The sequence below is a fragment of the Halorhodospira halophila genome (genome assembly GCF_016653405.1).
Classification (GTDB): Bacteria; Pseudomonadota; Gammaproteobacteria; order Nitrococcales; family Halorhodospiraceae; genus Halorhodospira; species Halorhodospira halophila_A.
Genome location: NZ_NHSN01000033.1, coordinates 19,241 through 44,801, shown reverse-complemented (window position 1 = coordinate 44,801; position 25,561 = coordinate 19,241). Strand labels below are relative to the sequence as shown.

The 25,561-nt window shown below is 69.8% G+C and carries 20 protein-coding genes and 1 riboswitch; of the genes, 5 read left to right on the top strand and 15 right to left on the bottom strand.

The window, feature by feature from the left end; all coding sequences use genetic code 11:
• Positions 1-196 precede the first annotated feature (196 nt).
• From CCR79_RS12590 to CCR79_RS12575, 4 genes are all read right to left on the bottom strand, one after another.
• The gene (locus CCR79_RS12590) at positions 197-442 is read right to left on the bottom strand and encodes a hypothetical protein (protein ID WP_201173519.1); all 246 of its coding nucleotides are present in this window, start codon (positions 440-442) and stop codon (positions 197-199) included.
• A gap of 252 nt (positions 443-694) precedes the next feature.
• Complete coding sequence (locus CCR79_RS12585) at positions 695-1,267, bottom strand: hypothetical protein (RefSeq protein ID WP_201173516.1); 573 nt, start codon at positions 1,265-1,267, stop codon at positions 695-697.
• Between the two features lie 185 nt (positions 1,268-1,452).
• The gene (locus CCR79_RS13920; protein ID WP_201173513.1) at positions 1,453-2,931 is read right to left on the bottom strand and encodes an ATP-binding protein; all 1,479 of its coding nucleotides are present in this window, start codon (positions 2,929-2,931) and stop codon (positions 1,453-1,455) included.
• Positions 2,928-4,292 carry a sigma-54-dependent transcriptional regulator gene (locus CCR79_RS12575; RefSeq protein WP_201173511.1) on the bottom strand — a complete coding sequence of 455 codons (1,365 nt, stop codon included), beginning with the start codon at positions 4,290-4,292 and terminating at the stop codon, positions 2,928-2,930. The genes CCR79_RS13920 and CCR79_RS12575 overlap by 4 nt, the downstream gene beginning before the upstream one ends.
• A gap of 325 nt (positions 4,293-4,617) precedes the next feature.
• Between CCR79_RS12575 and CCR79_RS12570 the strand changes: the two genes are divergently transcribed.
• The 3 genes from CCR79_RS12570 (at position 4,618) to CCR79_RS12560 (ending at position 8,034) form a co-directional block, all read left to right on the top strand.
• Positions 4,618-5,586, top strand: a complete 969-nt coding sequence (locus CCR79_RS12570; protein ID WP_201173509.1) for a DmsE family decaheme c-type cytochrome — start codon at positions 4,618-4,620, stop codon at positions 5,584-5,586.
• A gap of 37 nt (positions 5,587-5,623) precedes the next feature.
• A complete protein-coding gene (locus CCR79_RS12565; protein WP_201173507.1) occupies positions 5,624-7,648 on the top strand; it encodes an MtrB/PioB family decaheme-associated outer membrane protein in 2,025 nt (674 codons plus the stop codon).
• Between the two features lie 65 nt (positions 7,649-7,713).
• A complete protein-coding gene (locus tag CCR79_RS12560; protein WP_201173555.1) occupies positions 7,714-8,034 on the top strand; it encodes a high-potential iron-sulfur protein in 321 nt (106 codons plus the stop codon).
• 89 nt (positions 8,035-8,123) lie between these two features.
• On the opposite strand, the gene CCR79_RS12555 is transcribed toward CCR79_RS12560, so the two are convergent.
• On the bottom strand, positions 8,124-9,161 hold the full coding sequence (locus CCR79_RS12555) for a Wzz/FepE/Etk N-terminal domain-containing protein (protein ID WP_201173498.1): 1,038 nt from the start codon (positions 9,159-9,161) through the stop codon (positions 8,124-8,126).
• Positions 9,162-9,336: 175 nt separating this feature from the next.
• Between CCR79_RS12555 and CCR79_RS12550 the strand changes: the two genes are divergently transcribed.
• Complete coding sequence (locus CCR79_RS12550; protein ID WP_201173496.1) at positions 9,337-9,939, top strand: hypothetical protein; 603 nt, start codon at positions 9,337-9,339, stop codon at positions 9,937-9,939.
• A gap of 149 nt (positions 9,940-10,088) precedes the next feature.
• Here the strand turns inward: CCR79_RS12550 and CCR79_RS12545 are convergent, their stop codons facing one another.
• The 8 genes from CCR79_RS12545 to CCR79_RS12510 are packed head-to-tail and all read right to left on the bottom strand — an operon-like array spanning position 10,089 to position 20,755.
• Positions 10,089-11,204 (bottom strand): glycosyltransferase, encoded by a 1,116-nt coding sequence (locus CCR79_RS12545; RefSeq protein ID WP_201173494.1) that lies wholly within the window; start codon positions 11,202-11,204, stop codon positions 10,089-10,091.
• A gap of 53 nt (positions 11,205-11,257) precedes the next feature.
• The gene (gene atzF / locus CCR79_RS12540; protein ID WP_201173492.1) at positions 11,258-13,048 is read right to left on the bottom strand and encodes an allophanate hydrolase; all 1,791 of its coding nucleotides are present in this window, start codon (positions 13,046-13,048) and stop codon (positions 11,258-11,260) included.
• A complete protein-coding gene (uca, locus tag CCR79_RS12535) occupies positions 13,045-16,647 on the bottom strand; it encodes an urea carboxylase (protein ID WP_201173475.1) in 3,603 nt (1,200 codons plus the stop codon). Before uca ends, atzF begins: the two co-directional genes overlap by 4 nt.
• Before the next feature lie 5 nt (positions 16,648-16,652).
• Positions 16,653-17,294, bottom strand: a complete 642-nt coding sequence (locus tag CCR79_RS12530) for an urea amidolyase associated protein UAAP2 (protein ID WP_370645244.1) — start codon at positions 17,292-17,294, stop codon at positions 16,653-16,655.
• Between the two features lie 14 nt (positions 17,295-17,308).
• Positions 17,309-18,046 carry an urea amidolyase associated protein UAAP1 gene (locus CCR79_RS12525; RefSeq protein WP_201173469.1) on the bottom strand — a complete coding sequence of 246 codons (738 nt, stop codon included), beginning with the start codon at positions 18,044-18,046 and terminating at the stop codon, positions 17,309-17,311.
• Positions 18,043-18,783 (bottom strand): ATP-binding cassette domain-containing protein, encoded by a 741-nt coding sequence (locus CCR79_RS12520; protein ID WP_201173464.1) that lies wholly within the window; start codon positions 18,781-18,783, stop codon positions 18,043-18,045. Before CCR79_RS12520 ends, CCR79_RS12525 begins: the two co-directional genes overlap by 4 nt.
• On the bottom strand, positions 18,780-19,604 hold the full coding sequence (locus CCR79_RS12515) for an ABC transporter permease (protein ID WP_201173456.1): 825 nt from the start codon (positions 19,602-19,604) through the stop codon (positions 18,780-18,782). Before CCR79_RS12515 ends, CCR79_RS12520 begins: the two co-directional genes overlap by 4 nt.
• Positions 19,605-19,663: 59 nt before the next feature.
• A complete protein-coding gene (locus CCR79_RS12510) occupies positions 19,664-20,755 on the bottom strand; it encodes a putative urea ABC transporter substrate-binding protein (protein ID WP_238633411.1) in 1,092 nt (363 codons plus the stop codon).
• 53 nt (positions 20,756-20,808) lie between these two features.
• Positions 20,809-20,911: riboswitch (guanidine-I (ykkC/yxkD leader) on the bottom strand.
• 339 nt (positions 20,912-21,250) lie between these two features.
• Between CCR79_RS12510 and CCR79_RS12505 the strand changes: the two genes are divergently transcribed.
• Positions 21,251-22,711, top strand: a complete 1,461-nt coding sequence (locus tag CCR79_RS12505) for an RtcB family protein (RefSeq protein ID WP_201173450.1) — start codon at positions 21,251-21,253, stop codon at positions 22,709-22,711.
• Positions 22,712-22,727: 16 nt separating this feature from the next.
• On the opposite strand, the gene cysN is transcribed toward CCR79_RS12505, so the two are convergent.
• Positions 22,728-24,641 (bottom strand): sulfate adenylyltransferase subunit CysN, encoded by a 1,914-nt coding sequence (cysN, locus tag CCR79_RS12500; RefSeq protein ID WP_201173448.1) that lies wholly within the window; start codon positions 24,639-24,641, stop codon positions 22,728-22,730.
• Between the two features lie 2 nt (positions 24,642-24,643).
• Positions 24,644-25,558 (bottom strand): sulfate adenylyltransferase subunit CysD, encoded by a 915-nt coding sequence (cysD, locus tag CCR79_RS12495; protein WP_207190396.1) that lies wholly within the window; start codon positions 25,556-25,558, stop codon positions 24,644-24,646.
• Positions 25,559-25,561: the final 3 nt, after the last annotated feature.

Here is a 25,561-nt window from a genome sequence, read left to right as displayed (position 1 = left end):
GTCCACAACCTCCTCTCTAGCGTGGCGCACACAACCCGGTTCCCCCCAAGGCCGGGTTGGCTGTTGCCCCGGATCCTACCCCCCAGGGTCCGGGGTTTTTTTTGACTAGTCGTGCCGCCGTCCATAAAAAAGGAGGCCCCATCCCTCCTGGATGGGGCCTCCCCATAGAGAGCCCGATAGGGGTTACACGGAGCCTTTACCAGTCAAGCTCCTCATCGCCGGCATCGGCGTCGTCGGCATCCTCGTCCCAGGGATCGATCTCGTCGTCCTGCTCCTCGAACTCGAGGCCGTCGTCGTCGAAGCCGTCATCCTCGAAGCCGTCGTCAGCCGGCTCCTCCCACTGGTCGTCTGCCTCGCCCTCGGTGTCGAACGCCATGGCGGCGGTGGAACCCATACCGACCATCAGGGCCAGGAGACCGGCGATCCAGTGCTTGTGTTGCATACGTGACCTCCGCTTTGGATTGCTTGGGTTGCCCGTCGTGATCAACCTCGATCACTCGCCCACTCACCAAGCACGGTGCGTGCCAACATGACCAAAACCCCTTCCGATCAGTGACCTGCGCGCTTCGTGGGTGGGTCTGGCCCACCGCGTGCAGCGGTCGGATGTCGTCTGAGGGCGACACCGCAAGGTGGGGTAGTGCCGTAACCTGCTGAATTGGGTTGTGACCGGCGTGTCGCCCGGAGGCGACATCTTCTAGAAGCGGAGGACGATGCCGCCGCGCAGTTGCCGTGTCTCGTAGCCCAGCGACAGACCGTCGGGCTCCGGGTCGGTGAGCAGGCCCTCGACCTGTACACCCAACCGGCCCGGGCCGCGGTAGCCGGCGATGACGCCGCCGGTAAAGCCCAGATCGCGGTCTGAGGCGTCGTCTGCCGGCTGGATACTGGTGCGCGTCAGTGCCACGTGCCAGCCGAGGAACCAGGGCGACTCACCGAGCAGTCGCCGCGCCTGGTAATAGATGTCGGTCTGGTTGGCCTGCACCGACGCCCCGCCGGCGCCCTCCGGATGCGAGGCCGTCTGCGTGTAGGCCAGGCCGACCTCGAAGTCCCAGTACCGCCCGCGGTCGTTGATCACGTGGGCGCCATTGGCTAGGGCCAGGGTGTGCGCGGTGCCGGTCTCTGTGCCGTCGGCCACCTCGAGTGTGCCGGTGGCCACCGCCACCCGCCAGCCGTCGTCCAGCACGCCGCCGTAGGATCGCTCATCCCCGGCGCCGGCCGGGCCGCAGGCCACGAGTAAGCAGACCCAGACGGCTGGCCGCCACCCCCTCATGAGCAGGCTGCCTCTTCGGTCCGCTGCGGCGCCCCGGGGACCAGCATCGGGGTGGCGGATAGGGGCGGGTGCATCCTCATGGGCTGGCGCTCGTGGCAGTGGCACGGTGGATGGGCCGTGGGGCGTTCCGGGTGGACCCCGAGCCTATGCGCGGCAAGTGGCCCGTGCAACCGCAGGCGCCGCGATCAGGCGGGCGAGGCCTGGCCTGGGTACGGGGTCGGTGAGCGGCCCGTTGCTTCGCCGGCCCCTGGCCAGTGCACCGTGAATGTGGTCCCGGCTCCGGGCGTCGAGTCGCAGGCGACCTCGCCGCCGGCTTCCTCCACGTAGCGCCGGACCAGCGCCAGCCCCAGCCCGGTGCCGTCTGTGCGGCTGGTGGCAAAGGGTTCGAACAGCCGCTCGCGCAGCGACGGTGGGATGCCCGGGCCGTCGTCCGTCACCTCCAGAACCAGCGTGCCGCGCTCATCCACACGGGCATCCACCTGCACCCGGCCGCCGGCGGGCACGGCCTGGACGGCGTTGCGCACCAGATTGGCGTAGACGATGCGAAAGCCCCCGGGCAGCTCCACCGGGGCGTCGGCGATCTCCGCGCTCAGGTTCACACCCTTGGTCTGGGCCTCGTTGCGCAGCACCGTCGTCCAGCTCTGCAGGATCTCGGTTAGCGCGCCGCTGCGCCGCTCGCTGCTGCGCCCGCAGCCGAATGCCATGAAATCGTTGACCAGCTCGTGGATGTGATCCAGCGAGCGGAAGATCGCCTCCCGGTCTTCCGTCTCCAGCGGGGCGACCTCGCAGAGCAGGCGCACCGGCACGATGCTGTTCTTGATGTCGTGGGCCAGCTCGGTGGCCATTTCCCCCAGCGTGGATAGGGCCTGGAGCTTCTCCAGATGCTCGTGGAGCCTGCGGTATTCGCTCAGGTCGGTGATCTTGATCAGGATCAGCTCACCCAACACCCGGTAGGAGACCAGGGCGGGGCAATGTCGCCCCTCGAACGGGAGCTCCTGCTCGAAGGTGCCGGACCCGCTGCGCTCGATGCCGTTGCGGATGCGCAGCCATAGCCCGTTGCCGAGGATGTCCGGCACGCTGGCGCCCTGGCAGTCGGCGACCGGGCAGCTGGCGCAGCGCGTGCCGATGGCCGCGTTGCCGTGGCGGATGGTGCCGTGGGCATCGACCAACATGACCATGTCCTCGACACTGTCGAGCAGCCACTGCGAACGCCCCAGCTGGTCCACGGTGTTGAGCAGCTGCCGCTCGACGGTGTCGAGCTCGTCCTCGCCCGGCCTGGGGCGGGGGCTGCCCGGGCAGCGCGCCGGCTGCTCGCCACCGCCCTGGGCGCGCCGTGCGCGGCGGTGGCCCTGCTCGACGATACCGCGCATCCGTGCCCGCCAGCGCGCCGCGATGAGGGCGCCGATGCCGGCGGCCAGCAGCGCACTCAGGCCGACCACCAAGATTGCCAGGCCGCGCACCCGGTCGAACGCCTCGGAGACCACCGCGGCGTCGAGGATCATGCGCGCGTCCGCCCCCTCGACGGCCCGCTCGACGGCGGCCTCGATCATGCCCCGGGCGTAGTGGTCGAACCACAGTGTCAGTGGCAGCGCCACCAGCAGGGTCACCAGCAGGAAGGTGGCACCCAGGCGTACCGCCATGTTGCGCGGCAGCCAGCACCTCACTCCGTCGTCTCCTCCATGGCCTGCAACCGCGCGCGGAGCGTGTTGCGCGAGACGTTCAGGGCCTCGGCCACCCGGCTCTTGTTGCCGTTGTAATGCTTCAGCGCCCGCTGCACGGCACGGCGCTCGATCTCGTTGAGCAGCTCCGGCAGCTCGCCTTGGTGGAGCGCGCGGTCGAGCGCGCCGTCCAGCGCCGCCTCGAAGTCGCCGTCGCCGGTCGGCTCGCCCTGTCCGGTGGCGAGTTCCAGGCTGTCGATCAGCCCGCGTTGCCGCTTGGCCGCGGCCCGGTAGACGGCGTTCTTGAGCTCGCGGACGTTGCCCGGCCAGCCGTGCCCCTGGGCCTGGCGGCGCACCGCCGGGGTGATGCCGTGGATATCCAGGTCCATCTCCTGATTGGCCGACTGGATGAAGGCCTCGATCAGCGACGGGACGTCCTCAAGTCGCTCGCGCAGCGGCGGGATGTGTACCGGGATCTGCGCCAGGCGGTAGTAGAGGTCGCTGCGGAATTGACCCGCGTCCGCGCCGAGGAGCTGGCGGTTGGTGGCGGCGATCACCCGCACATCGGCCTGGCGCGGGGTCGACTCCCCCAGGCGGTAGAAGCGTTTGTCTTCCAGAAAGCGCAGCAGCTTGGCCTGGAAGGCCAGCGGCATGTCGCCGATCTCGTCCAGGAACAGGGTGCCGCCGGTGGCTGCCTCCACCTTGCCCTCGGCGGCCCGGTTGGCGCCGGTAAAGGCGCCGCTGGCGTGACCGAAGAGCTCCGCCTCGAGCAGGCTCTCCGGCATGGCGGTGCAGTTGATGGCCACGAACGGCCCGTGCGCGCGGTGGGAGTGGCGGTGGATGAGTTCCGCCGAGACCTCCTTGCCGACACCGGTCTCGCCGGTGAGCAGGACGTTGAGGTCGTTGGCCGCGGCCACCCCCAACGCCTTGAAGACCTCCATCATCGCCGCCGAGGTACCGAGCACCTCGTGGGCCTCGGCGCTCAGCCCGGAGGCCTCGGTACCGGATGGGGTCTGGCTCAGGGCCTCCTCCACCGCCGCCACCAGGGCCTCCGCCTCGATGGGCTTGGCGAGGATCTGCAGCGCGCCGCGCTTGCTGGCCTCCACCACGTTGTCCGGAAAGGTGTGGGCCGACAGCACCAGCGCCGGGGTCTCGTCCCCGGCGCTGCGCAGGCGCTGGAGCAGCGCCAGGCCGTTGTCCTGCTCCAGCTGGATGTCGAGGATCAGCGCATCCGCCCGTGCGACCAGCGGCTCGGCCTCGGCGGCCGAGGCGGCGCTGATCACCTCCAGGCCGCGGCTTTCCAGCAGCCGCCGGACGGCGTAGACGATCTCCCGGTGGTCATCCACGACCAGAACGCATCCGCGCATGCCTCTCCTCCCGGCGCCCGGCAGGGCGTGTCTGGCCCTGGTGGGCGCAGCGTGCCCTGCTTTTTATGATTTGACATTAATCAACCCAGTCACCATGGCACAAGGGCGAGCCGCCGACCACCGGGGGGGCGCTGCGCAGGCTGCGACCAGGCTGCGCAGCCGTTGACCGCTGGCAGGCCCCGCCGACCCCCCGTCCGCAACCCCGGCCTCCCGCTGAACTCCCGGAATCGCGGGGCTTTGATCGCGGCCCGTTTGACCTGGCCTGCCTTTTGCTAAGTGCAGGTTTGATAACGATCAAACCTGCACCGAAGGGGAGGAGGGTGCCTTGTTCAGACAACCACTCAACCGGCTTGCGATCTCGGCCGGCGGCGTCGCGGCCCTCTTCGCACTGCTGCTGTTCGCCGCCACGGCCCCGGCTCAAGACCTCGACCCCGAAGAGATCGAAGAGTTTGTCGAGGAGGTGCGTGGCCTCTCGCCGGTGATGGCCGAGCGCCGGGTCGATGACCTGCGCGCGCACATCGGTCGCATGGAGGAGACCCCTCACGCCGTCGCCTCGGACCCGCGCACCCCGGCGGGACAGACGCCGGAAGACGGCAACTACTGCTACCAGTGCCACGGCGACGGCTGGGAGCACTTCTACCAGATCGGTGAGGACATCAGCACCGATGAGGCCAACCAGACCTGCCTGGACTGCCACAGCGGGGGCGATCGCATGCACTGGCACGGCGGCGCCCACGAGTTCCAGGACATGGCCTGCGTCGACTGCCACAACATGCACGGCGAGAACGAGCGCCTGCTGCACACCGAGAATGAGCTGCAGCTGTGCGCCAGCTGCCACCAGGAGCGCCGCGTCGACTTCAACCGCCCCCACCACCACCCGGTGGAGGAGGGGCAGGTGACCTGCACCAACTGCCATAACCCCCACGGCACCGGCGGCGAGAGTCTCCTGCGCGAGGGCCAGGTCAACGAGACCTGCTACAACTGCCACGCCGAGTACCGCGGCCCCTTCCTGTGGGAGCACATGCCGGTCCGCGAGGACTGCACCAACTGCCACGACCCCCACGGCTCGGTGCATCCCAATCTGCTCGAGGCGCGGACCACACAGCTGTGCCAGTCGTGTCATCAGCATGGGGCTGGCCCAGGACCTCATCCCGGAATGGATCCGCATGACTTCGATACCAGTGGTCCTTGGGCGGACGGGGCGGAGTTCCTCGGCCGCGGCTGTCTGAACTGCCACTCGGACATCCACGGCTCCAACCACCCGGGCGGCGACAGCTTCCGGCCTCATCCGTAAAGCGGTGGCGGCACAGAAGCAGAAGGAGGAGGGAATCATGACCAAGCAGCGCGCCCTGAGCAGCGCCCTGGTGCTGACGGCCTTCGGCCTGCCCGCCGCCGCTGGCGCGGGCACGCCGGAGTCCTCGGCCACCTTCGTCGGCCCGGCCAGCTCGCAGCTGTGGCTGGGGGTCGGTTACCTGAGCGAGGACAACTACCACTTCCGCCGCTATACCGGGCCGGTGGACGAGGGTTTCTACCCGGAGGCCCACCTCGACCTGCGCTACCGCGGCGAGGGCGATGAAGACGCCCGCTACGGCCGCCTCGAGGGGCGGGACCTCGGGCTCGACTCCCGCCGCCTGCGCGGTCGCTACGGCGTCCAGGGAACCTACGGGTTCTCCCTGGAGTACGACGAACGCCCGCGCTTCTACGACCGCGACGTGCAGAGCCCCCTGCGCAGTGACGGCACCGACCGGCTCTCGCTCCCCGACGGATGGGACGGTGTCGATGATTTCGAGGACAGCCCGGAACTGCTGCGCGACTGGAAGGTGGAGCGCCACCGCGAGCGTCTTGCCTTCGATGCCGTGGGTCACCTGACTGACGATTGGCGAGCGAACTTCTCCTTTAGCCGGGAGGAGACCGACGCCTATCGGTTCGGCCGTGTAGAAACCCCGGATCCTGGCGGCTTTACAAATACCGGGTTGCAAATCCCCGTGCCGATCGATCAGCGCACGGATCAATACCGCGTGAGCCTGGAATACGGAGGTGATCAGCTACAGGGCCGTATTGGCTACCACCTTTCCAGCTTCCAGCAACTCGCGGATGAGGTACTAACTGTAGAAGATCCGGCTCAACCCGGTGACCCGGATTATTTTGGCGAGGTTTATCGCGAGCCCGACAACCTCTACCACCAGGTCTTCGCCTCTGGCGCCTACGCCATCCAGCCGGGGACGAATGTCAGCGCCGACCTGCAGCTGGGCCGTGCGCTGCAGGATGAACGCTTCGTTGAAGACGACGACGACCTGCCCTCGTCGCTGGATGGGCGCATCGACACCACCCGGGCAACCCTACGCGGGACGCACCGCTTCCATCCGCGTCTGCAGGTGCGCGGCAGCTACCGCTACGACGACCGGGACAACCGCACGCCGCAGTACTTCACGGAGGATGATTTGGAAGACCGGACGCGGCCCCACGGCTGGACGCGGCACATCGCCGACGTCGACGCGGATATCCGCCTGCCGGCGCGCTCCAACCTGGTGCTGGGCTACGAGCACCGCTACACCGACCGCGACTTCACCGACGGCAGCACCCGGGACGATACCTTCCGCACGCGGCTGCGCAGCCGGATCACTCCCCAGCTGGAGGGGACCGTGTTCGCCAGCAGGCTCTACCGCGAAGGTGCCGAGTACGTCGGTCCGGCGTCCGAGGCAGCCACCATCCTGCCCGCGGAGGTCTACCACCTGGCCGAGTTGGAACAGACCCAGTTGGGCGTCAGCGGCACCTACAGCGTGATCCCCGAGCTGGCCCTGGGCGCGGAGTTGACCTACAGCGAGGACGACTTCACCGACTCGGATATGGGGCTGCAGGAGCGCAACCGCGCTTCCTACACATTGTCCCTGGACTATTTCCCCACCGAGCAGTGGACCGGCTACGGCTTCGTCACCTGGGACGACGGGGAGCGGCAGCTCGCCGGCGAGCAGCGCAGCCTGCTCCAGGACGAGGAGACGCTGACCGTCGGGCTGGGGACGGAGGCCACCGTCACCGAGGACGAGCGTTGGTCCCTGGGCGCGGAGGTGCTCTACGCCAGCACCGATGTCGACATCGGTTTCGATCGCGCCCAGGACACCGACTACCCGACGCTGACCACCCGGCTCACACAGCTGGAACTCTACGGCAAGTACCGGGCCTCGGAACAGTTCCACTACCGCCTGGCCTACCTGGGCCAGCGCTTCGAGGAGGACAACTGGGCCTTGGGCTTCGGGCCCGGTCCGGTGGATGAGATGGACGACTACGTGCTCATGGGCCGCGACAACTACGACTACACGGCCCACATGGTGGTCGGCTCGGTGGGGTACACCTTCTGACCGGCCTGACTGGGCGCGGGCGCACTGCGACACGACGGGGAGAGAGAGCCATGGAGGAGAAAAAGATGGTTGACGCCATCGATCCCAACCGCCGCCGGCTGCTGCAGGCCACGACGCTGGCGGCCGCCGCCATCCCGCTCAGTGCGCTGGTGCACCAGCGCACAGCCACCGCCATGCCGCAGGCCGACGACGGCCACGCCCACGACTACGTGAGCGATGCGGCGGATGCGGAGGACCACGCCCGTTACGAGTCCGGGCAGCGGTGCGCCGACTGCCGGTTCTGGGAGGGGGAGGTCGAGGACGGTTACGGCGAATGCTCCCACCCGGATTTCGCCGACGTCCTGGTCAACGGCGACGGCTGGTGCGACGTCTTCGCGCCGGCTTGACTGCCTCGCAGCTCGCCCTGGCTGCCGGCTCGGCGTCAGCGCCGGGCCGGCAGTAGGCTGGCGCGCGGAGAGGAGCCGGCGCCAGCCGCCTATTCGCCTTCCAGTCCCGTCCGGGTAGCCGCCTGGTGTGCATGGGCCAGGAACTCCCGGAAGAAGGCGCCGAAGATCCCCAGCATGCCGCCGAGTACCGCGGACAGGGCCATGATCAGGCTGGCGCCCGCGTCCTCAATATCGCCTTCCGCAGCGGTGGCAGGCGCGTCAGGGGCCTGGAGGTCGGCCAGCCTATCCTCAAGTTCCGCCTTGTCGATGCTCAGCTCCTGGACCGTCTCCCGGCGTTCCGTGCGCAGTTCGCTAATGACCCGCTGTAGCTCGCGCACTTCCGAATTGGCCATCGAGAGGTCCTCGCGCACCGCTTCCAGTCGGATACGCAGCAAATCCTCGGACTGTTCCGCAAGGTTCTCGTCTTCCAGATCCTCCTGCAGACGGCCCCGCGCCTCCTGCAGCCGCTCACGTTCGGCGCGGGCGCGTTCCAGCTCATCGCGGGTCGCAGCGAGATCCTCTTCGATCCCCGAAACCTCCGACGCCAGGCGCTCCTCCACTTGCTCGAGGTCACGCTCAAAGCGGGAGCGGTTCCGGTCGTAAGCAGAGTCCTGGCTTGATAGGAACCAGTCCCGGACCGCGCCGTGGAGGGCCTCTACCCGGGGCAGGCGATCCTCGCTGACACTGCTCTCGAGGACCAAGAGTCGAGAGTCCTCGACGCGGTCCATCTCGATGGACGGTGCCCCCACCTCGTGCTCCGCCTCAAACCGCCTTTTAAGCTCCGGCAGCACCACCCGCTCCAGGCGGGCCATGACAGCGTCGGAGGAGATCAGCGGCTCCTCATCCTTGGCGGCGAACTCCAGCGTGGTGGTGTAGGCCTGGCTCGGTTTCTGCAGCAGGGCGTAGGTGGTGCCCAGCGCGAAGACGATCAGGGCGATGCCGAACAGCCACCAGCGCCGCCGCACCAGAACCAGCCACAGGTCGATCAGGCTGATCTCGTCATCCGGGACCCGGCGTGACTCCTCTGGGAAGTTTGCATCGCCGCGGTGGCTGGGAGGCCGGGTGCCGGGGGTGTTCTGTTCGTTCATGGGCCTTGGTGGGATCGGGTGTCAGGGATATGCGCGGAAGCTACAACGAACGGCCGCTAACAGCAAGGCGATCAGGTTTACTTCCGGTCGGATCGTGCCCTCAGGATTCCCGCTGGCCCGCCGATACGCCGGTTAGCAAGCTGACTGACCGAACCCGGCGAAGAAGGAGCCCCTCATGCGTCCTCACAGCATCCGCTCGTACCTGATGGCCGCCGTGTTGGCCCTGGCGCCGGCTGCGGGGATGGCGGGGGTCAACTACAACTGGGTCCAGGTGGGTTATTCGGTGACCGATTACGGGTTCTCCGAAGACTTCGAAGGTGTTGATCTGCGCGCCTCCGCCTGGCTACACCGCCATGTATTCGTGGAGGGTCTCTATCGCCATCAGGATGCGCGTATCGGGCATTCTCGGTCCGAAACGCACGCGGAATACGGCGCCATCGCCCTCGGTTTCCGCTACGGGGTCACTCGGGAGGCCGACATCTACGTCGCGCCGGCCCTGGAGTACGCGGATCGTCAGGGGGTTAGCAGCGAGTACGAGCTTGGGGCACGGATCGGTTTCCGACAGCGGCTGAACCGCCTGGAGGTCGGGCTTGAGGCGCGGTCCCTGTTCACCGGGGACGAGGGGGATACGCTTCTGGATGACGCCAGCGGTACCACGGTCAATGCGCTGTTCCATGTGAGCCGCGACGCGGCCCTGTTCGTCGAGTACGACAATACCGACTACGGCGCGCGGGACACCATGGAGACCCTGACGGTCGGCGGTCGGGCGAACTTCTAAGCCGCTCGGCGTTCTACCCGCTGATCGGCGAGCGCATCCGAGGAGCACGACGAGATGATCGACGCCCCGGAGGGCGGCGGGGGGCGCTGAGGATCGTCCGCGGGGCGGTGTCGGGGTGCAGTGGCCCCGGCGCCTGCCCCGCGCCGGGCTCAGTGCGCCGGGCGCTCCTCGCGTGTGCCCAGCACGTCGGCGTAGAGGGCCAGGGTCTCGCGGGCGGTGCGCTCGACGGTAAAACGTGTGGCGATGCGCTCGTGGGCCGCCGCGCCCATCCGCGCGCGCAGCTGCGCATCGGCGACCAGGCTGTGCAGGGCCTCGCCCAGGGCGGCCACGTCGCCTGCCGGGGTCACCCGGCCGCTGACGCCGTCCTCCACCAGTTCCGGATTCCCGCCGGAGTCCGAGACCACCGCCGGGATCCCCTGCGCCATGGCCTCGATGATCGCCCGCGGCAGCCCCTCGCGGCGTAACGAGGGCAGGGTGGCGATGTCGAAGGCGCCGGCGATCTTCGGCGCGTCGGCCCGGAAGCCGGTGATGCGGATCCGCTCCGCCGCCGGGCTGGCCGCCGCCGCCCGCTCGATGGCCGGGTACTCGATGGGCCCGATCAGCACCAGGTGGGCGTTGTGTTCGGCGGGGATCTGCTCGAAGGCGCGGATCAGCTCGACGATGCCCTTGCGTTTTTTCATCCGCGCCACGCAGCCGATCACCGGCGCCCCCTCGGGGATGGCGAGATCGGCCGGTCGCTGGGCATCGGGCTGCTGATACCAGGCCGGGCGGTGGCCCTTGTGGATGGTCACCACCCGCTCCGGGCGAAAGAGCCGGGTCCCGGGCAGGAAGGGCTTATCCAGGAAGTATTGGCGGATCGCCTCGCAGACGCAGACGATGCGCTCGATGCGCGGGTCGAGGAACGAGAGCCAGGAGAACGGATCCCAGTAGCTGAGGTTGCCGATGATCCCCCGGTAGGCCACCACCGGCAGCCGCGGTAGACCCATGGCCGCCAGGTTGTAGTTGGTCAGGGCGATCTTGTAGTAGGCGTGCACCAGGTCAAAGGTGCGCTCCCGCCGCAGGCGGCGCAGCGTGGCGATGGCCGCGCGGTCGGCCTTGCTGCGCATGCGCACCGGGATGACCTCCAGCCCGGCCGCCTCGAAGCGGCTGCGCATGGGCGCATCGGGCTGGCAGACGATGGTCGGCACCACGCCGTGGCTGGCCATCTCGATGACGCTCTCGCTCTCGGCGCGGTCGGTGGTGTCGAACAGATACAGGACTCGCACGGCAGGCCCTTCGGCGTCTGCGGGTGGTTGAACGCCGGCATGGTACCACCGCCTCAGCCGCCCACGTAGCGCCGCCACCCGCCCAGGTGGGTGATCTCCTCGGCGCCCTCGAGCCCGGCGGCCTCACACAGAAAGCCCGGGATCCAGCGCCCGTCGGCCAGTTCCACCCGGCCGATGCCCAGCGGCGCGGGGATGCCGGCGATGAAGGCGCCCACTTCCTGGGCCGGCAGGCTCCACACCTCCACCTCGATGGCGCTGCCCTCCCGCCGGTCGCGGATCAGTCCGGGGCGCTGCGGCGCCTCGCCGGGCAGGGCGTAGAGCCGGTAGCGGGGCGCCGTCTGCATGGTGGCCAGCAGGCGGCCGCGGCGCTCGGTGAGCTGGTGATTCAGTGCCAGACCGCTGAGGTGGGCGCCGCAGACGGCCAGCTCCACGGCGTGCCCCGGATCGGGGGGCGGCGGCTCGCTCGGCGGCAGCGGCCGGCCGGTGGCGCCCAGGGTGTCGACGCCGGTCTGATGGAGCTGTGCCGCCAGGTCGAGCAGGTCGGTGTCGTAGAACGCCGGGGCAAAGAGCGTGACCCCGAAGGGCAGGCCCTCGTCCTGGAATCCGGCGGGCACGGCCACGGCGCTGCAGTCGAGCAGGTTCATGAAGTTGGTGTAGTAGCCCAGCTCGCTGTTGCGGGCCACGGGCTCGGCGGCCACCGCCGCCTGGCTGGGGAGGGTGCCGGCGGTGGGCGTGATGGCCAGATCCACCTGCTGCCAGGCCGCTTGCGCCTGGCGGCGCAGGGCCTGCAGGCGGTAGGCCGCGGCGAAGGCGTCGGCGGCCCGGGGTTCTCTGCCGGCGCCGATGATCGTGCGGGTGACCGCCAGCAGGCTCTCCGGCTGGCGGTCGATGAAGGCGCGGATGGCGGCGTAGCGCTCGGCCACCCAGGGGCCCTCGTAGAGCAGCCGCGCGGCCTCGAGGAAGGGGCTGAAGTCCAGCTCCACCGGCACGCCGCCGAGCGCCTGCAGGCGTGCAACGGCCCGTTCGAAGAGCGCCGGCGTGTGCGCGTTGCCGAAGAAGGCGCGCTGCTCGGCCGGGGGTACGGCGAAGCGGAAGCCGTGGGCCGGGATCCGCCCTGGCCCCAGGGTCGGCGGCTGATCCGCGCGGGCGTAGGGGTCGGCGTCGTCGTAGGCGCCAGCCACGGCGAGGATCCGCCCCGCGTCGGCGGCGGTGCCGGCAAAGATCGAGACCGCATCGAGGCTGCGACACGCCGGGACCACGCCGCGGGTGCTCAGCCGCCCGCAGGTGGGCTTGAGGCCGATGAGGTTGTTGAACGCCGCCGGCACCCGGCCCGAGCCGGCGGTGTCCGTGCCCAGGGCGAAGGGGACCTGGCCGAGGGCGACGGCCAGCGCCGAGCCGGAGCTGGAGCCGCCGGCGACGTAGTCCCGGTGAAAGGCGTTGGGGCAGGCGCCGTAGGGCGAGCGCGTGCCCACCAGGCCGGTGGCGAACTGATCCAGGTTGGTCTTGCCCAGGGGCACCGCCCCGGCGTCGATCAGCCGCTGGACGACGAAGGCGGACTCCGCCGGGGTGTAGGCGTAGTCCGGGCAGCCGGCGGTGGTAGGGACGCCGGCCAGGTCGATGTTGTCCTTGATGGCGAAGGGGATGCCGTAGAGCGGCAGCGACGCCGGGTCGAGCCCCTCCAGGCGGTCCAGGTAGGGGGCCAGCTGCGCCTCGTCCAGCACGTGGATCCAGCTGTGGTGGGTGTCGGCCAGGGCGGCGGCCCGGGCCCGGTGCAGTTCGCTGCGCGGATCCAGGGTGCCGTCCCGGTAGGCGGCCAGCCGTTCGGTTACGGTCAGCGGGGTCATGGCGTGCTCCCGTCGCTGCTCAGGGTCAGGAGGGTCTGCCCCGGGGCCACTTGGGCCCCTTCGTTGCACAGCAGGCGGCGGATCGTGCCGTCCTGTTCGGCGCAGATGGGGATCTCCATCTTCATCGATTCGAGCACCAGCAGGGTCTGGCCGGCCTCCACGCGTTCGCCCTCGCGCACCTGCAGCGACCACAGGTTGGCGTGCACGTGGCCGTTGACGGCCTGCTCGTCGGCGGCGAGTTCGACGCCCTCGGTGGCGGGCGGCGGCGGTTCGCTCTCGGCGTCGTAATCCGCCTGGCCGTTGGCGATCCAGCGCTGGCGCTCGGCCTCGAAGGCCTCCTGCTGGCGGGTCTTGAACGCCTCGATGGAGGCCTGGTGCTCGGTGAGAAAGCGGTTGTAGCGCTGCAGCGAGAAGGTGGTCTCCTCGATCTCCAGCGCCAGGCCGCCGCGGGGGAAGGCATCACGCATCTCCAGCAGTTCTGCCTCGCTCACCTCATAGAAGCGGATCTGGTCGAAGAAGCGCAGCAGCCACGGCTTCTCGAAGGCCGGGGTGACGTGGTAGCGGTTCCAGATCTGCAGCGTCCGGCCCACGAACTGGTAGCCGCCGGGCCCCTCCATGCCGTAGATGCACAGGTACGAGCCGCCGATGCCCACCGCGTTCTCCGGCGTCCAGGTCCGCGCCGGGTTGTACTTGGTGGTCACCAGTCGGTGGCGCGGGTCCACCGGCGTGGCCAGGGGCGCGGAGAGGTAGACGTCGCCCAGGCCCATGACCAGGTAGGCCGCGTCGAAGACCGTCCGCTTGACCGCGGCCTCGTCGGGCAGGCCGTTGATGCGCCGGATGAACTCGATGTTGTCCGGGCACCAGGGGGCGTCGGCGCGCACCGACTGCATGTACTTCTCCGTGGCCAGGCGGGTCTGGGAGTCGTCCCAGGCCAGCGGGAGGTGGACGATGCGCGAGGGCATCTCGGCCTCGGAGAGATCGCGCAGCTCGCCCTCGGCCTGCTCGAGGATCGCCACCAGCCGCTCCTGGGGCAGGCGCCGGGGCTCGTAGTGGATCTGCAGGCTGCGCACGCCGGGGGTGAGTTCGAGGATCCCCGGGATGGCCTGCTCGGTCAGCCACTCGAGCAGGGCCTGGACGCGAAAGCGCAGGTTCAAATCGAGCACGATGGGGCCGTACTCCACCAGCAGGTAGCGCTCCCCGGCGCTGCGGTAGGTCACCGAGACCGGGGTCGTGGTGGCGTTCGCCGGGGCGCGGGCCGGATCGACCCGGCCCGGGTTGGTGGCGGGCAGGGGCGGGTCGGCCGGCTGGCCGGCGGCGATGGCCGCTTCCTGCGCCTCGGCCAGGCGCTGCCCGGTGGCGGCGTCGACGGCCTGGAAGCGGACCCGGTCGCCGGGGCGCAGCTGCCCCACCTTCCAAAGGTCGGCGCTGACGATGGTCGCCGGGCAGACGAAACCGCCCAGGCTCGGCCCGTCGGGGCCGAGGATCACCGGCATGTCGCCGGTGAAATCCACCGTGCCGATGGCGTAGGCGTTGTCGTGGATGTTCGACGGGTGCAGGCCGGCCTCGCCGCCGTCCGCTCGCGCCCACTCGGGCTTGGGTCCGATCAGGCGCACGCCGGTGCGGCTGGAGTTGTAGTGGACCTGCCAGGCGGTGGTGAAGAAGCGCTCGATGTCCGCCTCGGTGAAGAAATCCGGCGCGCCGTGGGGGCCGTAGACCGCGCGCACGGTCCACTCGGTGGCGTGGGCGGGGATGGCCTCGGCGGGCAGAGGGGTCGGCGGGTGCTCCGGCGCCGGGCCGAAGTGCAGCACATCGCCGGTCTGCAGGGCGCGGCCGCCGTGGCCGCCCATGCGCCCCAGGGTGAAGGTGGCGCGGCTGCCCAGGTGGCGGGGGACGTCGATGCCGCCGCGCACGAGCAGATAGGTACGCACCCCGGGGCCCTCGGCGGTGCCCAGGCGCAGCCGCGCTCCGGCCGGGACGCTCACCGCCTGCCAGAACGGCACCGGGGCGCCGTCGAGCTCGGCGGCCATGGCTGCGCCGGTCAGGGCGATGGTGGCCTCGGTGTGGAAGCGCAGGTCGGCCCCGCTGGCGGTCATTTCCAGCCCGGCGGCCTGCTCGGCGTTGCCGACGATCCGATTGCCCAGGCGGAAGGCCAGCGCGTCCATGGGGCCCGAGGGCGGGACGCCGACCTCCCAGTAGCCCACGCGCCCGGGCCAGTCCTGCACCGTGGTTTGGGTGCCCGGCTGGAGGACGTCGATGCTCGCCGGCTGGTAGGCGAAGGTGTCCAGGTAGCGGGTGGTGGCCCGCCCGGCGGCGAAGGTGGCGTCGGCGGCGATGGCGCGCAGGTAGGGCAGGTTGGTCTCGACGCCGTGCAGGGCGGTCTCGGCCAGGGCCTTGCGCAGGCGCGTCAGGGCGTCGGCCCGGTCGGTGCCGTGGACGATGAGCTTGGCGATCATCGGGTCGTAGTGCGGGGTGATCGTGCTGCCGCCTTCCACCCAGGTCTCGATGCGGGCCGTCTCCGGGAAGCGGACCTCGGTCAGCAGTCCGGTGCACGGCTGGAAGCCCTTGCCGGGATCCTCGGCGTAGACCCGCGCCTGAATGGCGTGGCCGCGGGGCGCGGGGCGGCGGGCGGCGAGGTCGGTCAGGGTGCCGGCGGCGGCCTCGAGCATCCAAGCCACCAGGTCGATGCCGGTGACCGCCTCGGTGACGCCGTGCTCGACCTGCAGCCGGGTGTTCATCTCCAGGAAGTAGAAGGCGCCGGTGTCGGCGTCGAGGATGTACTCCACGGTCCCGGCGCTGCGGTAGGCCACCTGGCGGCCCAGCCGCTCGGCGGCGTCGAGCAGGGCCTGGCGGGTCTCCGCATCCAGGCCCGGGGCGGGGGTCTCCTCGACCACCTTCTGGTTGCGCCGCTGCAGCGAGCAGTCGCGCTCGCCCAGGGCGATGACGGTGCCCTGCCCGTCGCCGAAGAGCTGCACCTCGATATGGCGGCCGTGCTCGACGTACTTCTCCAGGAAGAGGCCGTCGTTGGAGAAGTTGTTCGCCGACAGGCGGCGCACCGAGTCGTAGGCCTCTTGCAGCGCGGCGGCGTCGTGGCAGAGCTGCATGCCGATCCCGCCGCCGCCGGCGGTGCTTTTGAGCATCACCGGGTAGCCGATCCGCTCGGCCTCGGCCACCGCCTCGGTCACACTGCCCAGCAGCCCGGTGCCGGGCAGCATCGGTACGTCGCTGGCCTCGGCCAGGGCGCGGGCGGTGTGCTTGAGGCCGAAGTCGCGCATCTGCTGCGGCGTCGGGCCGATGAAGGCGATCCCCGCCGCCTCGCACGCCTCGGCGAAGGCGTCGTTCTCCGACAGGAAGCCGTAGCCCGGGTGGATGGCCTCGGCGCCGGTCTGCCGCGCGGCGGCGAGGATGGCCTCGTGGTTGAGGTACGACTCGGCGGCACTCGCAGGGCCGATGCAGATGGCCTCGTCGGCCTGGCGCACGTGCAGGGAGTGGCGGTCGGCCTCGGAGTGGACGGCCACCGAGGCGATGCCCAGCCGGCGCAGGGTACGCAGGATCCGGCAGGCGATGGCGCCGCGGTTGGCGATCAGGACCTTGCTGAACATGGCGGTCACTTCCAGACGATCATCTCGAGGGGGGTGGGGTTGTAGTCGCTGCACGGGTTGTTGAGCTGCGGGCAGTTGGAGAGCAGGACGAGGACGTCCATCTCGGCGCGCATCTCGACGTACTTGCCCGGCCCGGAGAGGCCGTCCTGGAAGCTCAGGCCGCCCTCGGGGGTCAGCGGGACGTTCATGAAGAAGTTGATGTTCGGGCCGATATCCCGCTTGCCCAGGCCGTAGTCGCTCTCGGCCAGGGCGATGAGGAAGTTGTCCCGGCAGTTATGCATCGGTTTCTTGTCCAGGGCGTAGCGCACCTGGTTCGACTCCGCCGCGCAGGCCCCGCCCAGGGTGTCGTGGCGTCCGCAGGTGTCGGCGGTGATGGTCAGCATCGGCCGCCCGGCGGTGGAGCGCAGGCAGCTGCCGGTGCTCAGGTAGGCGTTGCCCTGCTCGCGGACGGTGTCCACAGCGCTGTAGCGCTCCCCGCGCGGGTTGTCGAGGTTGTAGAAGAGGGTGTCGGCGGCCTGGTTGCCCTCCAGGTCCACGATGCGCAGGGTCTGTCCGCGGCGCAGCTCCCCCAGCCACGGCTCGCCGGCGGGGACGGTGACGCGGGAGAGGGCGTCGCAGGGATCGAGCGGGCTCTCGACGAGGTTCATGCCGGTCATGGCGCTTACTCCTGGCTGTGGTAGGCGGCGGTGTTGGCGTAGGCGCGGGCGTTCTCGGGGTGGCTGACCAGGCACGGATCCTCCGCCGCCACCGGCTCCGCCCGATAGACGGTCAGATCCACCGCGCCGGGGGCGTACTCCGGGCCCGGGGCCATGGGGTGGGGGGCGGTCTGCAGGATGATCAGGGTGTCCATCTCCGCGCGCAGGTCCACGCGGGCGCCGGCGTGGCTGTGTTCGGGGCGGTAGCGCAGGTTGCCCGCCTCATCCGCCTGGACCTTGCTGAAGAAGTTCACGTTGGGGAGCAGATCGGCGCGTCCCAGCCCCCATTTGGCCAGCTCGATGAGAAAGAGCTCGCGGCCGCTGCGGTGGAAGTCGTTGAGCCGCTCCTGGTAGCGGGCCTGGCCGTAGGTGCCGCGCACCGCGTCGGCGTCGCTGATGCCGCCGATCGGGTCGTGCCAGTCGAGGCTGTCGGCGGTGATTGAGAGCATCACCCGGCCCATGTCCGAGTAGAGCATGTGGCCGGCGGTCAGCCGCGCGGTGTGCTGCCCCTTGAGGGTGTCCGGGGCGTTGTAGCGCTCGAGCAGGTTGTGCGGGTTGTAGAGCAGCACCGCGGCGTTGGCGGTGCCGTCGGCGTCGGTCAGGCGCAGGGCGAAGCCGCGCCGGAGGATCAGCGAGGCGTAGCGGGCGCCCGGTACGTGCTCCTGGTAGACGATGCGCTCCGGGGGCAGCGAGGGGGTGCTCATGGGGAATCCTCCGCGTTGCGGTCGAGGGGGATGTCGTAGGTGATCTGGGCCCCGTAGGCCTCGGGGGCGTGGGGGTCGTGGCGGACCTTGTCGAAGACGAGCAGCCGGCTGCCGAGGGTGAAGCCCTCCTGCAGGTCGTGGGTGACCATGAAGACGGTGACCCCGGTGCGCTGCCACAGGCTTTGCACCAGGGCGTGCATGTCCTGCCGGATGCCCGGGTCGAGGGCGCCAAAGGGCTCGTCGAGGAGCAGCACCCGGGGGTTCTTGATCAGGGTCTGGGCGATGGCCAGCCGCTGCTGCATGCCCCCGGAGAGTTCCGGCGGGTACTTGTCCAGGGCCTGCTCCAGGCCCACCGACTCGAGCGCGGCCACCGCCTCGGCCCGGGCGTTGCGCCGTGCGGCACCGAAGAGCCGCCCCAGCCACGGGGCGCCGGCCAGCTCCAGGCCGAGGAGCACGTTCTGCACGGCGGTCAGGTGCGGGAAGACCGAGTAGCGCTGGAAGACCACGCCGCGGTCCGGACCGGGCTCGCCGGGCAGTGGGGCCTCGTCCATGAGCAGGCGGCCGCGGCTCGGCGCCTCCTCGCCGAGGAGCATCTTGAGGAAGGTGGTCTTGCCGCAGCCCGAGGCCCCCACCAGGGTGACGAAGGAGCCGGCGGCGACCTCCAGCGAGAGGTTCTCCAGGACGACGTCTTGGCCGTAGGACTTCCAGACGTTCTCCAGGCGGATGGTGGCACTCATGAGCGGGCGCTCCTTCCGGCATACCAGGGGAAGAGCCAGCGATTGACGCCGCGCAGGGTCAGATCGATGAGGAAGGCGAGCAGGGTGATCCACGCCACGTAGGGGAGGATCGTCTCCATGTCCAGGTAGCGCCGGACCAGGAAGATCCGGTAGCCGAGCCCCTCGGTGGCGGCGATCGCCTCCGAGGCGATGAGAAAGAGCCACGCGGCGCCGAGGCTCAGCCGTGTGGCGTCGATCAGCCGCGGCAGGGTCTGCGGCAGGACCACCCGCAGCACGATCTGCCAGGTGGAGGCGCCCAGGGTCTGCGCCTTGATCAGCTGCTCGCGGGGCAGCTCTTCGACCCGCTGCTGGAGGTCGCGCATGATGAACGGCGCGATGCCGAAGACGATCAGCATCACCTTGGCCAGCTCGCCGACGCCGAAGGCGATGAACAGGATGGGCAGGACCGCCAGCGGTGGGATCATGGCCACGGCGGTGACGAAGGGGGAGAAGGTGCGCCGGGCGTAGGGCAGCGAGCCGTTGAGGATGCCGACCAGCAGGCCGGCGGCGGCCGCCAGGGCCACGCCGAGCCCGAGCCGGGTCAGGCTGGCGCCGGTGTCCAGCCACAGCAGCACCTCGCCGGTGCGCCGGCTTTGCTCTGTGGCCAGGCGCAGGAAGGACTCGGTCAGGGTGATCAGCGACGGCAGCACCGGGTCGTTGGGGTTCTCGGCCAGGCGCTGGGACGATGCGATGGTGTAGGCGACCAGGGCGAGGACGAAGGGGAGCATCGCCAAGGCGACCCCTCCCACCCGGCCCGGGTGGCGGTTGATCAGGCGTTTCATGGATGACGCTCCTGCTGCCGATGGGGCCCGGGGCGGGCTGATCCGCCCCGGGCGGGGCGTTACAGCTCGCCTTCAGCGGCCTTGCGCATGAAGCGGTCGGTGAAGCGCAACTGGACGTTGGCCTCATCGCCCAGGGTGGAGCCGTCGGCCAGCTCGATCCCGACGAAGTCGGGGCTGGGGGCACGCTCGCCGAGCAGCCCGTGCTTGTAGGCGAACTGGCGGACGTTCTCCATGGTCTCGGCGGGCTGTTCGCTGGTGACGAAGTCCACCGCCTCGGCGGGGTCGTAGAAGAAGGTGGTGGAGGCGAGCTGCGCCTCGTAGCCGGCCAGATCGGTGCCGGCCGCCTCGGCCATGGCGGTGCGGGCAGCCTCACCGGCGGCATCGTCGCCGGACATGACGTCCATGATCTCGTACCAGGCCCCGGTCAGTGCCTTGCCGAGCTCCGGGTGCTCTTCCAGCACCTCGGTGCGCACGCCGAGCAGGTCGATGATCTCGCCGGGGATGTCCGAGGAGTCGAACACCACGTGGGCGTCCTCGTGGTTGCGGATCTCCCCCAGTTGCGGGTTCCACGCCACGGCGGCGCGGACGTCGTCCGAGCGGAAGGCACCGACGATGTCGGCGTCGGCGGTGTTGACCACCTGCACGTCCCGCTCGCTCAGCCCCACCGAGTCCAGGGCACGGGCCAGCAGGTAGTGGGAGACGGACAGCTCCACCAGGTGGATGCGCTGCCCTTCGACGTCGGCCAGGTCGTCGGTCCCTTTCAGCACCAGGCCGTCGTTGCCGTCGGAGAAGTCGCCGGCGATCAGCGCGGTGGTGTCGACACCGCTGGCCGCCGGGATGGTCAGGGCGTCCATGTTGGTCAGGGTCACGCCGTCGAAGGACCCAGCGGTGTAGAGGTTGATCGACTCGATGTAGTCGTTGATCTGGACCACATCGATCTCGATGTCGTACTTGTCCGCCCACTTGTCGACGATGCCCTCGGCCTCGCCGAAGTCCCAGGGCATCCAGCCGACGTAGATGCTCCAGGCGATGCGGAAGGAGTCGCGTTCATCCGCCGAGGCGGCCAGGGGCAGTGCGGCGGTGCTAAACAGGGCCGCGGCGGCACACAGGTGGGTGAGTCGTTGGCGCAGGGGGTGCTGGTTGCGGCTCATGGGATCTCTCCCTCGGGGTTGCCGTTGGGTACAAAGCGGGAGCATCGATCGCGATCTCCCGGGCTTTTGTCCCTCCGTGTAACCCCCCTGAGAGAGGTCGGCGACTCTCGGACCAGGCCCCGCGGATGAGCGGACGGAACCCTAGTCGCCCTTTTGGCCAGATTGTCTGCGGTGACGCGTCGGGCCGGATCCTCCGAGCCGTAGCCCTTCGCGGTCGATACTGCCGCTGCCTGTACCACAAGCAAGACGCGGGCCAGGTCGGCGAGGCATGGGGAAACAGTCAGTTACGGGCCGAGGCAGCCGGGTCGTCCCGGTCAGCCCGGTCCGCGCGCCCGATGCGGGGGCACCGCCCCGGGGCGAATGCACCGCCATGGTGCGCGCCCGAGGGTCTAACCTTGCGGAGGGGGGAGGACGAGGCTGGCCGGGCATGCGACCTTGGGGGCTGGGATCGGCCCGGGATCACGGGGCACGGCAGCAACCGTTGAGGAGGCGGGCATGGCGAAACACATCGAGGCTACCGATGGCCTGGTGCTGGAACGGCTCAACGGGTGCCGCTGGCGGCTGCCGCGGCAGGGGCGCATGCAGGTCGACGGGCTGATCTTCGCCAGCGACGCCCTGATCGAGGATATCCGCGACACCGAGGCCGTCCGCCAGGTGGCCAATGTGGCCTGCCTGCCCGGGGTGGTGGGTCGTTCCATCGGCATGCCGGATATCCACTGGGGGTTCGGTTTTCCCATCGGCGGCGTGGCGGCCTTCGATCCGGCACAGGGGGGCGTGATCTCGCCCGGAGGTGTGGGCTACGACATCAACTGTGGGGTCCGGTTGTTGCGCACGCCCCTGCGTGCCGAGGAGCTCGGCACCCACTTGCCGCGCCTGATGGATCGGCTCTTCGAGCGCATTCCGGCCGGCGTGGGGCGGGGGTACAGCGATACCCTGCTGCGCAACCGGGACATGCGCCGGCTGCTGCGCGAGGGGGCGGAGTGGGCCGTCGAGGTGGGGCTGGGCGAGCCCGCGGATCTGGGGCGGATCGAGGACGGTGGCCGGCTGCCCGGTGCGGACCCCGAGGCGGTCAGCGATCGGGCCATCCAGCGCGGCCGGGATCAGGTGGGCACCGTCGGTTCCGGCAACCACTTCATCGAGATCGGCTGCGTTGACGCCGTCTACGACGAGCCCGCTGCCCGGCGCCTGGGGCTGGAGGCGGGGACGCTGACCGTGCTCATCCACTCTGGCTCGCGCGGGCTCGGCCACCAGGTCTGTGATGACTTCCTGGTGACCATGGAGCGGATCACCGGGCGCAACAGCATCGAGCTGCCCGACCGACAGCTGGCCTGTGCGCCGCTGAGCTGCTCCGCCGCCCGGGATTACCTGGGGGCCATGCAGGCCACCGCCAACTTCGCCTACGTCAACCGCCAGGCCATGACCCAGCGAGTGCGCCAGGTCTTCGCCGAGGTCCTCGGCGAGACCGCACACCTGGAGCTGGTCTACGACGTCTCGCACAACATCGCCAAGTTCGAGCGCCATCGGATCGACGGCGAGGAGCGCGAGCTGTGCGTCCACCGCAAGGGGGCCACCCGCGCCTTCCCGCCGGGGCATCCGGAGCTGCCCGAGGACCTGCGCGGGCTGGGGCAGCCGGTGCTGTTGCCCGGCGACATGACCCGCTACTCCTACGTCCTGCTCGGTACCCAGGGCGCCTACGCCGAGACCTTCGGCTCCTGCGCCCACGGCGCCGGGCGCCGGCTAAGCCGCCGTCAGGCCAAGCGGGCGGCCAAGGGGCGGGACCTGGATGCCGAGCTGGCCGCCGCCGGCATCGAGGTGCGCGCCTCGTCGCGGGATACGGTGGCCGAGGAGCTGGCCGAGGCCTACAAGGACGTGGCCGACGTGGTGGACGTGGTCGCCCACGCCGGCATCGGCCGCCGGGTGGCCCGGCTGCGTCCGCTCGGCGTGCTCAAAGGGTAGGTAGGCGCGGGGCGGGCTAGCGCAGCACCCCGCGCTCCTCCAGGGCGGCAAGGATCCGGCGAACCGAGGTCTCCAGATCCTCCGCCACCGTATCGACGTGGACCTCGGGCTGCTCCGGCGCCTCGTAGGGGATGTCCACGCCTGGCAGCCCCTGGATCTCGCCGGCGTCGGCGCGGGTGTAGAGGCCGTCCAGGTCCGCAGCGCGGCACGCCTCGATGGGGGCGTCCACGTACACCTCGATGAACTCGCCGGGCTCCACCCGCTCGCGGACCATGGCGCGGTCGTCGCGGTAGGGCGAGAGGCTGGCGCAGACGGTGATCAGCCCGGCGTCGACGAACATGGTGGCCGTCTCGGCGATGCGGCGGATGTTCTCGGCCCGGGCGTCCCGGCTGAAGTCCAGGTCGTGGCTCAGGCCGTGGCGGACGTTGCCGGCGTCGATCAGGTAGCTGTGGTAGCCGCGGCGAAACAGTGCCTGCTCCAGGGCGTTGGCCAGGCTCGACTTGCCCGAGCCGGACAGGCCGGTGAGCCAGACGATGCACGGCCGCTGGCCCTTCTGCCCGGCGCGCTGGGCCTTGCTCAGCGCCAGCTGGCGGCGCGGCACGTCGGTCTCGGCGCCGGCGGCCTCGGTGGCGGCGCGGGTGACCATGCCGGCGCCGACGGTGTGCAGGCTCATCCGGTCGATGACGATGAACGCACCGGTGTTGGCGATCTCTTCATAGGGGTCGAACGGCACCCGCGCCGAGAGCTGGACGCGGCACAGGCCGATCTCGTTGAGCCCGAGTTCCTCCGCCTGGTGGTGCTCGAGGGTGTTGACGTCGATGCGGTGGTGGATGCGCTCGACCACCGCCGGGACGGTGGCCGTGCCCAGCTTGATGTCGTACTGGCGTCCGGGCAGCAGGGGTTGTTCGGCCATCCACACGATGCGCGCATCCAGGGTGTCGTCCACCGTCGCCGGTCGCCGTGGGCTGGCGAGGACGTCGCCGCGGGAGATATCGATCTCGTCGGCCAGCGTGACGGTCACCGACTGCGGCGGGAAGGCCACGTCTAGGTCGCCGTCGTAGGTGACCACGCGCTCCACGCGGCTGCGCAGCCCGGAGGGTAGGGCGACGACCTCATCACCGGGGCGGACCGTGCCGGCGGCCAGGGTGCCGGCGAAGCCGCGGAAGTCGTGGGAGGGGCGGATCACGGTCTGCACCGGCAGGCGCAGATCACGCAGGTTACGGTCGGCCTTGGCCTCGATCGTCTCCAGAAATTCCATTAGCGTCGGGCCGTCGTACCACGGCATCTGCTCGCTGCGGTGGACGACGTTGTCGCCCTTAAGCGCAGACAGCGGCACGCAGCGCACGTCGGGGATGCCGAGCCGGCGCGCGAAGGCCGTGTACTCGTCACGGATGCGCTCGAACGCGCCCTGATCCCAGTCGACCAGATCCATCTTGTTGATGGCCAGCACGACATGGCGGATGCCCAGCAGCGCGCAGATGTAGCTGTGCCGGCGGGTCTGCACCTGCACCCCGTGGCGGGCGTCGACCAGGATCACCGCCAGCTGCGCCGTCGAGGCACCGGTGGCCATGTTGCGGGTGTACTGCTCGTGGCCCGGGGTGTCGGCGATGATGAACTTGCGCTTGTCGGTGGAGAAGTAGCGGTAGGCGACGTCGATGGTGATGCCCTGCTCGCGCTCGGATTGCAGGCCATCGACGAGCAGCGCCAGGTCCACGTCGTCGCCGGTGGTGCCGTAGCGACTCGAGTCCTGGCGTACCGCGGCCAGCTGGTCCTCGTAGACCAGCGCCGAGTCGTGGAGCAGCCGCCCGATGAAGGTGCTCTTGCCGTCGTCCACCGAGCCGCAGGTGATAAAACGCAGCAGATCCTTGTGCTCGTGCTGCTTGAGATAGGCTTCGATGTCGGTGGCGATCAGATCGGAGGCGTGGGACATGATCAGAAATACCCCTGGCGTTTTTTCTCTTCCATCGACCCCGCCGAGTCGTGGTCGATGACCCGCCCCTGCCGCTCGGAGGTGCGGGTGAGCAGCATCTCCTGGATGATCTCCGGCAGGGTATCGGCCTCGGAGCGGATCGCGCCGGTGAGCGGGTAGCAGCCGAGGGTGCGGAAGCGGACCTTCTCGTAGCGCGGCTGCTCGCCTTCTTCCAGCGGCATGCGCTCGTCGTCGACCATGATCAGGGTGCCGTCGCGCTCGACCACCGGGCGCTCGGCGGCGTAGTAGAGGGGGACGATGGGGATGTCCTCCAGATAGATGTACTGCCAGATATCCAGCTCCGTCCAGTTGGACAGGGGGAAGATGCGCATGCTCTCGCCCTTGTGGACGCGGCCGTTGTAGAGCTGCCAGAGCTCCGGGCGCTGCCCCTTGGGGTCCCAGCGGTGGTGGCGGTCGCGGAAGGAGTAGACGCGCTCCTTGGCGCGGGATTTCTCCTCGTCGCGGCGGGCGCCGCCGAAGGCCGCATCGAAGCGGTGCCGGTCCATCGCCTGCTTGAGCGACTGGGTCTTCATGACGTCGGTATGCACCTTGGAGCCGTGGCTGAACGGCCCGATGCCCTGCTCGACGCCCTCCTGGTTGATGTGGACGATCAGCTCCATGCCCGACTCGCGCGCCATGCGGTCGCGGAAGGCGATCATCTCGCGGAACTTCCAGGTGGTGTCCACGTGCATCAGGGGGAAGGGCGGCTTGCCCGGGTAGAACGCCTTGAGCGCCAGGCGCAGCATCACCGAGGAGTCCTTGCCGATGGAGTAGAGCATCACCGGGTTGTCGAACTCCGCGGCGACCTCGCGGATGATGTGGATGCTCTCCGCCTCAAGCTCCTTGAGGTGGGTGAGCCGTGCCTCGCTGATCTCCATACC